The 14,477-nt window shown below is 40.2% G+C and carries 10 protein-coding genes and 3 pseudogenes; 5 read left to right on the plus strand and 8 right to left on the minus strand.

What is annotated here, in order from left to right:
* Positions 1-91 precede the first annotated feature (91 nt).
* The 5 genes and pseudogenes from RMY00_RS10510 to RMY00_RS10530 all read right to left on the minus strand — a co-directional run bounded on the left by RMY00_RS10510 (position 92) and on the right by RMY00_RS10530 (position 6,385).
* The gene (locus tag RMY00_RS10510; RefSeq protein ID WP_322647485.1) at positions 92-964 is read right to left on the minus strand and encodes an isoaspartyl peptidase/L-asparaginase family protein; all 873 of its coding nucleotides are present in this window, start codon (positions 962-964) and stop codon (positions 92-94) included.
* A gap of 546 nt (positions 965-1,510) precedes the next feature.
* Entirely contained in the window at positions 1,511-3,127 is a 1,617-nt protein-coding gene (locus RMY00_RS10515) for a hypothetical protein (protein ID WP_322647486.1), read from the minus strand.
* 76 nt (positions 3,128-3,203) lie between these two features.
* Positions 3,204-3,743: a DOMON-like domain-containing protein gene (locus tag RMY00_RS10520; RefSeq protein ID WP_322647487.1), complete on the minus strand. Its 540-nt coding sequence runs from the start codon at positions 3,741-3,743 to the stop codon at positions 3,204-3,206.
* The gene (locus RMY00_RS10525) at positions 3,740-4,858 is read right to left on the minus strand and encodes an aminoglycoside phosphotransferase family protein (RefSeq protein WP_322647488.1); all 1,119 of its coding nucleotides are present in this window, start codon (positions 4,856-4,858) and stop codon (positions 3,740-3,742) included. Before RMY00_RS10525 ends, RMY00_RS10520 begins: the two co-directional genes overlap by 4 nt.
* 222 nt (positions 4,859-5,080) lie before the next feature.
* A pseudogene (locus RMY00_RS10530) lies at positions 5,081-6,385 on the minus strand (Tudor-knot domain-containing protein).
* Between the two features lie 568 nt (positions 6,386-6,953).
* Here RMY00_RS10530 and RMY00_RS10535 point away from each other — a divergent pair.
* The gene (locus RMY00_RS10535) at positions 6,954-7,952 is read left to right on the plus strand and encodes an aldo/keto reductase (RefSeq protein WP_322647489.1); all 999 of its coding nucleotides are present in this window, start codon (positions 6,954-6,956) and stop codon (positions 7,950-7,952) included.
* Positions 7,949-8,536 (plus strand): TetR family transcriptional regulator, encoded by a 588-nt coding sequence (locus RMY00_RS10540; protein ID WP_322647490.1) that lies wholly within the window; start codon positions 7,949-7,951, stop codon positions 8,534-8,536. The genes RMY00_RS10535 and RMY00_RS10540 overlap by 4 nt, the downstream gene beginning before the upstream one ends.
* Before the next feature lie 26 nt (positions 8,537-8,562).
* Here the strand turns inward: RMY00_RS10540 and RMY00_RS10545 are convergent, their stop codons facing one another.
* Together RMY00_RS10545 and RMY00_RS10550 are read right to left on the minus strand one after the other, a co-directional pair.
* Positions 8,563-10,029, minus strand: a complete 1,467-nt coding sequence (locus RMY00_RS10545) for an MlaD family protein (RefSeq protein WP_322647491.1) — start codon at positions 10,027-10,029, stop codon at positions 8,563-8,565.
* A 97-nt stretch (positions 10,030-10,126) separates the two neighbouring features.
* Positions 10,127-10,909 (minus strand): ABC transporter ATP-binding protein, encoded by a 783-nt coding sequence (locus RMY00_RS10550; RefSeq protein ID WP_322647492.1) that lies wholly within the window; start codon positions 10,907-10,909, stop codon positions 10,127-10,129.
* Positions 10,910-11,629: 720 nt separating this feature from the next.
* Here RMY00_RS10550 and RMY00_RS10555 point away from each other — a divergent pair.
* From RMY00_RS10555 to RMY00_RS10565, 3 genes and pseudogenes are all read left to right on the plus strand, one after another.
* Complete coding sequence (locus RMY00_RS10555; RefSeq protein ID WP_322647493.1) at positions 11,630-12,676, plus strand: low specificity L-threonine aldolase; 1,047 nt, start codon at positions 11,630-11,632, stop codon at positions 12,674-12,676.
* Between the two features lie 255 nt (positions 12,677-12,931).
* Positions 12,932-13,347 (plus strand): annotated as a pseudogene (locus tag RMY00_RS10560) (response regulator transcription factor); the annotation flags it as partial.
* 50 nt (positions 13,348-13,397) lie between these two features.
* Positions 13,398-13,610 carry a CopG family transcriptional regulator gene (locus RMY00_RS10565; protein WP_322647494.1) on the plus strand — a complete coding sequence of 71 codons (213 nt, stop codon included), beginning with the start codon at positions 13,398-13,400 and terminating at the stop codon, positions 13,608-13,610.
* A gap of 274 nt (positions 13,611-13,884) precedes the next feature.
* Here the strand turns inward: RMY00_RS10565 and RMY00_RS10570 are convergent.
* Positions 13,885-14,445, minus strand: a pseudogene (locus RMY00_RS10570) (DUF3131 domain-containing protein).
* Between the last annotated feature and the right edge of the window lie 32 nt (positions 14,446-14,477).

Raw genomic sequence — 14,477 nt, forward strand, 5'->3', positions numbered from 1 at the left:
AGCGGGGCGTTAGCCCATTGTGAATTGGTATTACTCCCTACTTTCTGCCTACACAAAGAAGTTCAGAAATCAAATCGGATTGCTATATGAGTTATTTCTTAGTAAAGAAAGCTACCTTGTCTTGTCCTTCGGTCATATAAGCGCAAGCCATGTGTGATGAGTTATACGCCCAACCAACGCGTCCTTGACGGTCTATGAGAATGCACCCGGCTTCACCTTTAACTTTAGAAACTAAAGTGTCAATTGCCATCTGTGCTGCTTCTTCAGGATGTCTGTCTCCACTCAAAAAATCGATCGCAGTTTTAGCCAAAACAACGGGGATAATTGACTCGCCATCACCTGTTGTTGAGCAACCGCCGATTTTATTATCAGCGTACAAGCCACAGCCAACAAGCGCAGTGTCACCGACGCGACCTTGTTGTTGCTTAGTAGTACCACCAGTTGAAGTGCCAGCAGCTAGGATGCCGCTAGCATCCAAAGCCACACAACCTACAGTGTTGGGGCGATCAATAACTTTTTGATCTTCTTTCCACTCCTGCCACTGTTCATCAGCTATTAAATCATCTTTGTTACACATTTCGGCTTTGCAGTCTACAGCAAAGCGTTCTGCGCCTCGCGCCACTAGTAGCCTGGGTTTGTCATCCATAACCTTCCGTGCCACTGAGATGGGATGACGGATGCCCTGAGCTGCTGCGATCGCTCCCCAACTTAATGAGCCTTCCATTATCGCCGCGTCTAACTCCACCTCTCCGTCGCTGTTGAGAGTTGCACCAAGACCAGCGTTAAATGTCTGGTCAGCTTCTAGAACTCGAATAGCTGCTTCAACAGCTTCTGCGGCTGTACCTCCACTGATTAGCACTGCCCAACCAGCTTCTGCTGCTGCTGTACAGCCTGCATTGTTGGCTGCAACTTTATCATCTGTGATGGTTTTTGCCCCACCGTGAACAATGATGGTCGGTATCATATAATTTCCTTTGCTTAGTATGAATTTTGTGGCACTGCAATCGCTTTAACGGGTTCGTCAATTAGTTGTAGCGATCGCATTTTTAAAGTCTCTAAACCCAAGCGCTCAGTTGCTGATATAAACACAGCTTCGGGATAATATTGTTGCCATAAATCTTTTGCATAAATTAACAGTTGATAATTTACTTTTTAGCTATCTAACTTATATTTTGCATTCTTAAGGTTGAATTAACTCTATCAAGCGAAATAAGCAAATTAGTTTATTTTTGCCCTAAAATAACGTTATTAGTTATTGTTCATAATATACAAATTAACAACCTATATACATGAAAATGTGAATGTGTAAATACCACTATGGGTTAAATATTTAATATATTTTTTCTGTTTGCTAGTGCGATCGCACTTTTAAAATATTCAAACGGCGATTTTAAATAGCTATAATTCTTAAAATTGCGTTTACTCTTGCTGTCAAAGTTATTTCATAGCGAGATGCTAGTACAGGACTTACGCATCATTTTCCGTTACCTGTTCGTAAGTCCTATAGTAGCTAAGTGCGTGAAGACTCAGATTTGAATGAAAACCTGAGTTTAGGTATTCCACTTTCCTGTAAGCGACTTTTGATAATGTCTACAACTTCGCTGTATGACATATCATCTTTAGGCCCAAATGGAATATCTGCTCTCCACTTCCCATGTAAGGTGACAGTAACCATAGCAGGTACTAGAAATTTCCTAGCAGATATATATGCTTTACTTATGTATCCTTCTTCTTCGTTGAGCCTTACTTTGGTGAAATCTGATAAACAGGATTCTAGTAATAACCAAAATACTCGATCTACTGTGGCTGCTAAATAAACTTCTTTATAAAGAGAGCCTTGTAATGTATTACCTTTTGCTCCATGTATGAAATTACCTCTACCAACTGTCGTTGTTCCACCGTTCGCTAGCTTAAGAATGCTGTAGCTGATTGGTTCTTTGAGATTACCCAAAAATGTTTTGACGAAGATAGTCATCCTTTTATCTTTTATGCTGTCTACGTAGTTATTATCTATTGGTATAGACTCCAAATACTTGTTAACCTGATAAGAATCTAAATCAAGACCACGTTCTATTAATAATTTTTTTAAATACTCTTTTTTGATAATCAGGTTTTTTAGCCTATCAGTAGGATTTATATTGCTTTCCTCTTTGGTCTTATGTTCTATTAAGAAAATTTTAAGTTTGCTAATGTCTATGTCTTCATTAAATAGCAATTTAATCATATCCTTCTTATATGGAGATAATCGTTCTATTGCCTTGCGACGAACTTGCTCGTATACATGGTATTGGTTCTCAGAAGACATATAAATTCCTGTAACACTTAGCAGGCATTTGTTTTTGAGTACAACTAGAGAGCGTTCATTGACAACCCTCATATCAACTCCAGCTAATTGAGTCAACTCATAACCTTGAATATGTTCTAAAGCTTCTTTTGCGACTCTGTATATTTCGATAGCAAAGCCATTCACTAATAGTCTTCTCAAAAAAAATACACCGGATTCTTCATATTTTATTTTACCTTTGCAAGCCCAGTTATCTGAATAGTTAGTGCGTTGCTTGAAAACTTGTTTTAAGAAACGATTAACAGACCGCCAATCTTTTGCAAATTCTTCTAACTCTTTTAAATTTAGACAGACGTGTATTACATTCAGGGGCAATACAGCTTTCTGAACCCTCCAATCATCTCGCCAAGATATAGAATCCTCAATCAGTTTAAGGTCTTGTTTTCGTGGAGGTTCCACACCTAGTACAAAACTGTATGGTGCAAGGATAGTTAGTGTTTCCCGTAATAGCGTTTCTGTTGGATGTAGTTTCTTTGTTTTAATTTTAGTTCCGTTCAGTTGCGGGTTGTACTCCTCAATGCGCTGTCGTTCCATAGCATTGAGATGTGATTCAGCTACTAACTCATAGTATATGACAAACTGTTTCTTTCGCTGTTTCTGTAGCTGATACAGTCTGTGATGGCTATCACCTGCCCAACGACTACGTAAATTTTTTGCCTGCCCTACATACCAAACTATAAATTGTTCATCTAGTACGTAGTATATTCCTGAATTTTCAGGAAGTAACTCTCTATTTTTTATATTTATATGAGGTAACTGCAAAATATATTCATTTTGGTTCATATTTCCGTTCTATAGTTACTGAATTAAGTATCTACAGCTAATATTCCCAAATTCACAAGCTATATAAAAACATATTTCACAACTTAACAATAAAACTATCTCGAATATGAAAGTCAGCCTCCGCACTTCGATGAGTTAATGCCCAGTAAGTCATTTCATTATCTCTATCTTTGATGACAGTCGTAATGCCAACTTCAATTGCTTGCTTCATAGAGATGATTTTACCCAAATCGGCATTTAACTCAAGTATTAAACTATCGGCTTGATTTTGAACATTAAACGGTAGGTTTTCAAAAGCTATTTCCTTTTGCATTCCTTGACGGTAGCCATCGAAACGATAGACATTCCAATGTCCGGCGGGGGAGAGGTTAAATTCCCAATACTGTGCAGAATCCTTGATGCCAAGAAAGAACTCGAAGCAGGTGTCTTGCCAAAGTTCATGCTTGCGTGATGGTGTGTTTAATGGTGGAGGAATTACGATTTCTTTTAAATCGCCTCCAAGCATATAGCAGATGGCAAGTTGATTACCATTTCTGGCAATATTACCTGCAATTTTTAAATTAGGTAGGGATTTTGTAGAAGGAAAGGGTTGCAGAGAAAATGTCTGTTCGCTCATTTCATGTCTTTAATAATATTACAAATCTGCGTTTCTTGTGATTCAATACTTTCGGTAAGTTTAAACTGGACGATCGCTCTTGCCAAGTTATGTTCTGGATGCTTAACTTTAAAATAGATATTCCCTGCTAAATAATCAGCAAAAAACCTTAATCCCAGTTCAAAAGCGATGAGACGAATTGCATCGTATATATATGCATAGTCATTCTCAGTCAGAAATGCCTTTGCCACCGAAAGATAACCTTGTAAGATTCCCTGACACAAGTCGGTATCGAAATAAACACTGTCCCAATTCTCAGTTTCTTCTCCAGCCGGATTGCAACCCGATCGCAAGCAATCACCAATATCGTAATGTACCAGACCAGGTTTAACAGTGTCTAGGTCAATGACGCTGACGGCTTGTAAGGTAGCAGTATCAAACATCACGTTATTGATTTTTGGATCGCCGTGCATCAGCCGTAAGGGTAGCTTGCCTTCAACTTTGGCATCTTCTAGGATATGTGCAAAGGTTTGGCGATCGCTAACAAACTGCAAGCAATAATTAACTTCCGAAGATTGACACGCACTAGTTTTCGCCAACACTTCTTCGTAATGCTGGAGATAAAGCGGTGTAATATGGAATCCTTGAAGGGTATCGGCGAGTTTTTCTGGTGGCAAATCGCTGATCAAATTGTGGAACATCCCCAAGGCATAACCGATTTCTTTCGCGTGTGAGCGATCGCCCATAGTATCGAAAGACTGAGAGCCTTCAATAAAGCTGATTGCCCGCCAAAAAGAGCCATCTGCATCCCTACAGTAGTCTAGAGAATCCTTAGTTAATAGTACGCGTGGCACTTCCCAGCGACGATTTAGAGGCGTATGCTGTAACCGTTTGCGAACATGCTCAGTGAAGGTACGCATATTCTGCATAATCAGTTGTGGCTGCCGGAATACCTGTGTATTGATGCGTTGCAAAACAAAATATTGCTCTTCTGAAGAATCTATATCTACTAAGAAGGTGTCATTTATATTACCACTTCCAAAAGCTTTAACGCTTGTAACCTTCCCTAGCCCAGCGAATTGATCTGCGATCGCCACCAGATTCTCTGCACTCTGTGTATTAAATTCTTTTTTCATGTTTTTGACCTGTACTACTCCTCACATACATTGCACAAAGGCAATAGGGGATATCGTAGCGCAAGTATATAATTTGTAATTCGTAATTCGTAATTCGTAATTGAAAAGACTTTGATTCTCTAGAGGTTAATTATGATTTTTTAAAATTACTATAACACAGGGCGCGACACTAAATAGCCTACCGGAGATATTGCTTTTGCCGACCCTGTGCTAATTCAAAAGTTAGGAAATTTCGTCACTATCAACCCACTCATCATAGGATGAGTCATAACCAATGTAATGAACAAAGTATTGCTGATTTTGGATTTGCTCAATCGTTGCGGAATACCAAGCCTCTTGGTCATCATCCCAACATTTTACCTTTTGACCCACTGCATATCCATTGTCATCTGTAGAGCGAAGATCGCGAGTCCGAATGTCATCTTCGCCTACCCACTCGTCATAAGATGAACCGTAACCAAGGTAATGAATAAAGAATTGGTCATCTTGGATTTTCTCAATTGTTCCCTAATACCAATCTTCTTGCTCACTATCCCATACTTCTACTGTTTTGCTGAGTTCATACTGATTTTTATCTGACTTAACAGCAGATGAAACATCTTGGATAGGCTTTTGTTCCTCTTGTTTTATTTCCTCTTGGACTAAAGTATAAGCTTGCAAAATCAAGCTGCGAGCGACAGTTTGAATTCCTGTATGTTCGTAATAATTGGTAGTTTGATCTAAAAATGCTGCTACAAAATCTAAATTATCATCAGCAATTTGAATAAAATTACCCAAATGACTAGAAATTGATTGCGGGGTTATACCTGTTTTGGATACTAAGTTATTCATCCAACTTTGCACAGAATTGAAACCTTGACTGATAAAGTTGATTTTATCAGAGGGGTTACTACCTGGTAAAAAGTTATTGATAGCTAAAAAAACCGGATTTTGAGTTATTGCACCAGTATCAGCACCACTAATAACTCCATGAATTTTGCCTAGAAAATCGGGGCCTAGTGGTAGAATTCCGTCTATACAAATTAAAGCTATCATCCGCATTAAGGATGCATTTTGATAGTTGTTAGCGAGGGAATTAGCAAACTCTTGGGGATTCGGTTGAGGAATGCCATTTAGTTTGCAAAAGGCGATGATTTCGACGGTGATTTTCAGTAGTAAATCGATGGATTGAGTTACGTCAGCTTTCGGAGTAATTTTGCCTAAAAAAGAGAGAAAGCCAATTTTTTCACTAACTTTATTCGCTAAAGCCGCCGTTGCCATAGCTGTGTCTGTCTTATCAATTGTTTGATAAAGTTTGATTGCAAACTGGTAGCCTTGTTGAGGATCTTCGTATAAAACAACAGCGCGATCGCGGATTTTCTGAATTACCTTAGCATCGCTAACTCCTGTAATGCTGCGAATATTATTCTCAAATCCCGTCAAATTGCTCCACTCACCTGGTGCTACATAATCAAGAGCTTTTAAAACTTTGACAGTGATATTGTCAGTCGGTAATTCGTCAACCAACTGAATAATTGATTTATCCATAAACCGAGCCTCAAAACATAAAATATTTTTACAACACAGTTCAAGTAAACCTACAACAACTCTCTCCCAGTTGCTACCCTACGAAAAGTCTTTCTCTGGTCAACGCTTGTACGAATTACTGAATCGTATTAATAGAATTCCCTGATGTGACCAAAAAATAACAACTGGCAATCGCGCAGATCACGATAACATTGTTTCAAAAATATCTCAAAGGCTAACTTATGGCAGTCTGCAAGTAAGTAATGTACAAAATGCAAGACTCAAATTAGACAGGACTTACACAAAATACCTCTTAAACTCTTATCTCCGTGTTGCGCCAGTTGCTAAAGAGCGGGAACGCTAAGAGCGTAGCTTGCTTCCCCGTAGGGGTACAAGTCGGGGAACCGCAAGGGCGCACTGGGTTCTCTGTGCCTCTGTGGTAGCCTGCGGCAAGCTCCTTTGTGTCTACGATTTCTTCTTTAACAGATGCTCACCATCTTGGATACTACTAACAAATATCAAATGACAAATATTGATTTTTGTTATTTGAATAGTATCATAGTTGTATCAGCACAATGGAGAATTTACTATGTTGTCACGTCAACTGGGAAAAAACGGTTCAACAATATCGGCACTTGGGCTTGGCTGTATGGGCATGTCTGATGCTTATGGCCCAGCCGATCGCAAGGAAAGTATTGCAACGATTCATGCAGCACTTGATGCAGGCATTACCTTACTAGATACAGGCGACTTTTACGGCATGGGGCACAATGAACTATTGCTACACGAAGCCCTAGCAGGACGGCGGCAGGAAGATGTTTTTATTGCTGTTAAATTCGGGGCGCTGCGATCGCCTGACGGCAACTTTATTGGCTTTGATGGTCGTCCTGAAGCCGTAAAGACTTCACTTGCCTATACATTAAAACGACTGGGAACCGATTACATTGACCTTTACCAGCCAGCTCGGCTCGATCCGACAGTCCCCATTGAAGACACCGTTGGGGCGATTAGCGAAATGGTGAAAGCTGGATATGTTCGCCACATTGGTTTATCTGAAGTAGGTGCAGATACAATTCGGCGTGCTCATGCGATTCATCCCATTACCTGTCTTCAGATCGAATATTCGCTTCTGACTCGTGGCATTGAGGATAAAATTCTCCCAACTGTGCGGGAATTGGGCATTGCTGTTACCGCTTATGGAGTCCTTTCACGGGGCTTATTGAGCGGTCACTGGTCGAAACAACGCTCTGAGCAAGCGCAAGACTTTCGCGGACATCTACCACGCTTCTCTGGAGAGAATCTGGATCGCAATTTGTTGCTAGTCGAAGCCCTTCGCGTGATTGCCCAAGAACATAGTGCGACGGTTGCTCAAGTGGCAATTGCTTGGGTGTTGTCAAGGGGGAACGACATTGTGCCACTGATTGGCGCACGGCGTCGCGATCGCTTGGATGAAGCACTGGGTGCGCTGGATCTACACTTAAGTCAGGATGATCTCGCCCGGATTGAGGCAGCAGTGCCACTGGATGCCGTGGCTGGCGATCGCTATACTCCAGATCAAATGAGGATGTTGGATAGTGAAAAGAGATGAATGATTCAGCTTTGACACCGGAGCGGATTCTCGACGCTGCCGAAGAGGTTTTGCGTCGTTACGGTCTGGCAAAGGCAACAGTCGTCGATGTGGCTCGCTTTTTAGAGGTGAGCCACGGCACGATTTATCGGCATTTTCCCAGCAAGGCTGCCTTGCGCGATGCGGTAGCAGAACGGTGGCTGCATCGGGTTTCTACACCGCTAGCAGCGATCGCCGAAGAACAGGGTTCTGCCGTTGAACGGTTGCATCGATGGTTTGAACAACTCATGACTCTGAAACGTCAAAAAGTCCTGAACGAGCCAGAGTTGTTTGCAACCTATTCTGCGATCGCTCAAGAGGCGCGAGGGGTAGTTCAAGCTCACATTGCTGAACTAGTAAGCCAAGTTGCTGCGATCGTCGAGAGCGGTATTTCCAGTAACGAGTTTAGGGTAACAGATCCGCAGGTAGCAGCGAAGGCAGTCTTTCAAGCGATGGTTCGATTTCACCATCCAGCTCACGCACCCGAATGGAGCGATCCAAACATCGACACGGATTTTGCCCAAGTATGGCGCTTGATAGTTGCTGGTCTTGTGGTGAGTGAGTGAATAGCTATTGAATCTAAACAATTTGCCTATTTTCCCGTATCCAATTGCTCCCGTTGCTTACCATACTCCCGCAGCTGCTTTAACAGGTCTTCTTGAGATGAGTTAGAAATAGACGGACTGGGGGTTGGGATTGGTTCAGGGTTGATGTCGGCACTTCCAAAATTAGCAGGTGGAGGATTAATTACGTAGACGGGTAGAGACTTATCATTAGACATCGCCTCTTGAGTTGGTGCTGGGGTAGGAATTAGATTCTTTGGTTTGCTCACAGCAGTTTTTACCGAATCTAGATTAGTAGCAACTTGAACTTGTTGCTGCATCTCTTGTGTAGAAGATACCAAACTACTTAGACCATTCACTAATTGCCGCAAATTTTGTCGGAAAGTAGGATCACCTGTCAACTCATCTAAATCAGATGTAATTTTTTGGCTATTTTCAAAGGTTACTCGTGCTGAATCTAAAGTTTGTTGTAGCAGCACGGTATTCTTTGGATCATTTAAGGTTTTTGAAGCATCACGTAAATTAGCTGAGGCTTGCGCTGCATTTGCTGAAAGAGTTTCTAAATTGTTGATTAATTGTCCTTGAGTGAATCGATTCACAGCTGGTGATAGGCTACTGACTGTAACACGTAGCTGGTTGCTAGTTTCGGTGATATTGTTCAAAGCGCCAACCAGCGAAGAACGATTTGTTGTCAATAAATTATCCAGATTGTTCAGCAAACGATTTGCTTGAGTTGCAGTTGCACCGAATTTATTTATTGTTTGACTCGAAGATGCACTCAGTTGGTTTGTCGCTTGTTGCACTGAATTAGCAGTGGCTGAAAAGGTGTTAAGTTGTTGTCGCAAGTTTTTGGTCAAACCTTGTAAATCTTGACTCAGCCCAGTAAAACTAGTTGCTGCGCTTGTGGTAGTTTCTAGAACCCTATTGACATTTCTATAAAATTGGGGGCTATTGTATGCAGCAGCTAGCTCAGTTGAACTACGAATTAATTCATCAACACTGATGCCAACCTGACCTTTTAAGCGAGAGCCATTACAAATTATCAGGCTCTGATCGCAATTTTTATCTAGGGGTTTAGCAATTACAACCCCAGTAGGTAACGTTGCTTTTGGTGTGATGTCGATAATACTTTCGCTAATTAATCCGCTTTGATTAGCTTCTACTACTACATTCCGGGGGAGAATTAGGTCAGGTTGGCCAATTTCAATCTCTACATCAATAGCATTTGCTCTTGGTCGAACCTGGGAAATAGTTCCTACCTTAACACCACGATAGCGAACTGCTGCTCCCTTTTGCATTCCGCCAGCGTTAGCAAATTCTACAATAACTTTGTATGACCGCCCTGAAGGAGTGAATCTATTTAACCACAGAAAGAATAACCCAAATACCCCTAATCCTAGCAGGAGTAACAATCCCACAGAGCCTTCTCTAAATGTTCGCCCAGACGCGTTGGCGAAGCCTCTCGAAGAGAAGAGGTTTGTCATAAGACCTCGCATTTTTTTCCTCCACTCAATAATTAGTTATGAGTTATGAGTTAGCAGTTGAGAGTTAGGAGTTGAATTTAATCGCTCCTGATTCTTAACTCCTCACTTTCTAACCGACGACTTGAATCGGCCCTTGCACACTTCCACTGAGAAATTGTTTAATTAAAGGATCTTCTGTGTTGTATGTTTCACTAACTGTACCCTGCCACTGCACTCTACCTTCATAGAGAAATATAAGTCTATCAGCTGTACGGCGCATAGTGCTGTCTTGGTGGGTAACAACAGCATAAGTACTACAAACTCCATGTAAACATTGCAAATAGCGGATTAAATCTTCGATTACTGTTGAGGCAATGGGATCAAGTCCGGCTGTTGGTTCATCGTATAGTAGAACTTCTGGCCCTTCTGAAGGATTATCGGGGTTAGACATAATCGCACGGGCAAAACTGACCCGTTTTCGCATTCCCCCGGAAAGTTCGGCTGGGTAGAGATGGCTTATTTCTGGCAAACCTACCATCTCCAGTTTTTCTTTTACCAAATCTTGGATGCGCGATCGCGGTAGCTTTGAATTTTGATAAAGTAAAAATCCCACATTCTCCTCCACCGTCAGCGAATCAAATAGCGCCGCCTGCTGAAACACCATGCCAATGCCAACCTGCTGGCCACCATCCTCAATCAAACCGTCTCGCCGCACTCCTTGCACATAAATTTCTCCTTCATCGGGACTAAGTAACCCCGCAATCACCCGTAAAATTGTTGATTTACCAGTCCCTGATGGGCCAATAATCCCTAGTGCTTCTCCCCGGTAAATGGTCAAGTCTACATTATCTAGAACTTTATGGCTACCAAAGGACTTAGAAACACCTTTCAGTTCAATCAATGGTTCAGTCATTAGTTATTAGTCATTGGTCATTGGTCATTGGTCATTTGTCCTTTGTCCTTCGCTAATGACAAATAACAAATAGCCCAATAGTGATGTCATAGTTATGGTCGGGCATTGTATGCTACATTATAAGTATATGGTTATCATTTTAATTAATAAAATTTATTTTTTTAGCATAATACTTAGTTTTTTGCAATGTTTAATGTCTCACAATACCCTCAATGCAAGCTTGACGAAGGCACTATAGTAATTTAACGTCTCAGAAATAAATAATTAAGACTCCAGTTTTTTGTGGACATTAGCAAAGTTATACATACAACAGTGTAAACTACTTAGAATAAATATGCTGATTGTTGTTATAAATACTTAAATAAAAGCTACAATAACAAAAAATAATTAAGCAAGTTGATGCAAGAGATAGCAATTATATTTAAGTTGTGAAAATTAAAAGGTTTAGATTCACAAATTTTAAATAACTGAGTCGGAAGTTTTTGTTCACAAAAGATTCAGTAGGGCTATTTCGTTCTAGGCAAGAAAAATAATTAACCACAAAAGAATAAACATATTCATAAGGATAGGGCAATGCCGTATCTCTAAACAATAACTATTCAAATTAGAATTGCTATAATTTGAGAGGTTGATAGCATTTCTGTCAATCTTAGAGTTGCCAAATATCAAAATTATTCACTAACCTTATAAGAATTACTGATAAAAATTTAAGTAGACATTATGAGTAGCCAATTAGAACAGTTTGCAAGTGATAATTCCTCTGGGATTTGTCCGGAAGCCTTGGAATATATGATTAGGGCAAACCAAGGTAGTGTTCCAGCCTATGGAAATGATGAATGGACTCAAAAAGCCACAGATTATTTTCGGGAACTCTTTGAAATTGATTGTGAAGTATTTTTTACCTTTAATGGTACAGCCGCAAATTCTTTATCTTTAGCAGCCCTTTGTCAGTCATATCATAGCGTCATTTGCCATGAAACATCTCACATAGAAACAGATGAATGTGGCGCACCTGAATTTGCATCTAATGGCTCGAAATTGTTACTTGCTCAAGGTAAAAACGGTAAGTTAACATCAGAGGCTATAGAGGCAGTAGTCACGAAACGTACTGACATTCATTATCCCAAACCTAAAGTTATTAGTATCACCGAATCAACTGAATTAGGGACTTTATATTCTATTGAAGAACTTTTGAAAATTAAAGAAGTTGCGAAAAAGTATAACTTAAAAATCCACATGGATGGCGCTCGTTTTGCAAATGCAGTTGCTGCTATGAATAAAAGCCCTGCTGAAATTACTTGGAAAAGTGGAGTGGATGTGTTGTGCTTTTGTGGTACAAAGAATGGAATGGCATTAGGTGAAGCCATTATTTTCTTCAACAAAGAGCTAGCAGAAGATTTTGATTATCGATGCAAACAAGCAGGTCAGCTAGCCTCAAAAATGCGCTTTATCTCTGCTCCCTGGTTGGGTTTATTGGAAACTGGTGCTTGGTTAAAAAATGCCAGACATGCCAATCAATGTGCTGAATACTTAGAAAATCAACTATTGAATATAGAAAATGTTGACTTAATGTTTCCTAGAGAAGCCAACGCCGTGTTTGTTAAACTACCTGAGCAAGTCATTCACGCCTTAAAAGCAAAGAACTGGCAGTTTTATACATTTATTGGTGTGGGAGGAGTACGTTTTATGTGTTCTTGGAATACGACTCAAGCGAGGATTGATCAATTGATAGATGATATTAAAGATGCAACTAATTCTAAAAACTAAATATAGCAGTCCTAAATCATTCGTGAAAATTATATCTCTCTTTATTTCTTTCCTTCCTTGGCGTCCTTGGCGTCCTTGGCGGTTCGTTTCTTAATCTATATTTTTCACAACTCAAATAGGATTGCTATATTAAAAATTTAAATCAATGAAATAAGTACAACATTTAGGAGTATCAGTCTGTGAGAAAACGCAAGTACCCAGCATTAGTCCCGCAGACATGGAAAAAGCGTTGGCTACTCCGCTTTGTGTCTGGGCGTCGCAGGTTTAGATGCGGGAGCCGATGATTATGTAGTTAAGCCTTTCAGGATTTAGGAACTACTAGCTAGAATTCGGGCCCATCTCCAGCGCCCACAAGAAACAGACGAGGATTTGTTGCAATTTGAAGGTTTAAGCTTAAATAGCCGTACCCGTGAACTTCTTCGCGGGAAAGGAAGCGGTGAGTTAACAGCAAAAGAGTTTAACTTATTTAGAATATCTCTTCTCACATCTGCCTCTAGTGTTTACTAAAAATTCAAATAAGAGAGAAAGTTTAGGGTTATGTCTTCATAGGTAATTCTAATATTTTTGACGTTTATATTGGTTATCTGCGATTAAAATTGAAAGACAATAAAGAAAAGCGTGTGATTCATACAGTCTGTAGTGTAGGTTATGCACTGCGGGAAAAATCCTAATGACTTGGTGATTTCGGCAAAAAGGAACATATTAAAGACAAAAGAGGATCATGAATAAAAAATGGGCTGTTAAACGACTGACAGTAAATCTTACAACCGAGGAAATGAAAAAACTTCAATCCTACTGTGCTTCGACAGGAAGACCAGCAACAGATGTAATTAGAGAATTGCTCCGAACTCTTGAGGTTGACAATGCTGAAGGCTCTAAAATGGAAACAGCAGACTCAACAAGAACAGTTGGTAGTGGGTCAAAATCACAGTAACTATTGACTCAATATCCCGCCAAATCTCAGAAATCTGCTATCCTGATTTCCTGACAGATAGGACTAAAGGATGATCATCTTTTGGTATAGTTTTTGCTGTTCTATCTAGATATCAGCAAAAGTACTCCTACCAACCATTCTGGTATGGCGGTAACTCTTAATTGCAATACAAGTGAGGGGGTTAAATGCCCCCTCTTATCATACTCATTTAAAGACTTCGGGACTTTCAAATACACAATATCCTACAAGTTTGTTGAAAATCCTCTAAAGGTTATTAAAATAGCGATCGCGCTACTTGCCACTTTGCTACAATTCCTTTGAGCCAATCATTATATTGCGGATGACAGGTACGGATGACATCAAACGCCGCAAGTACTCGCCCTACATCCAAAGCAGACCAGCCAATACCCCGTTCCAGTGGATTATTATCATAATCAACCATTTGTCCATTGGCTGCGTTATGGACTTTATTGGGCAAGGTATTTTCAAATAACTTTAAGCTGCTGAGAGTCGTTAAAAATTTGTTGAGAAGAACATCAAAATCTACTTAGTCAGTGAGATTCAACCGGCGTGAAGCATTCAACGCTATTAGGTAATTACCCATATTCCAGAGTGTACCAGAAGGATAACCCCCAGTAGAATTGGTAAATCCTGTTACTGGCTGATAATTTTTGACAAAATACTGCCAAGCAGAACGAGCATAAGTTTGTTCTTCAGGTGTGAGTAGGGCTGTAATACTGCTACAGCTATTAGAATTTTGGGATAAGACTGGTGTCGGGATGTAAAACAATAATTGCAGAAATATCCCAACTAAGAACAATGCAATCCATCTCAATAGCTTTTGTTGATAGTGCTTGTATATTATAT

Source organism: Nostoc sp. ChiVER01, from assembly GCF_034531155.1.
Lineage (GTDB): Bacteria > Cyanobacteriota > Cyanobacteriia > Cyanobacteriales > Nostocaceae > Nostoc.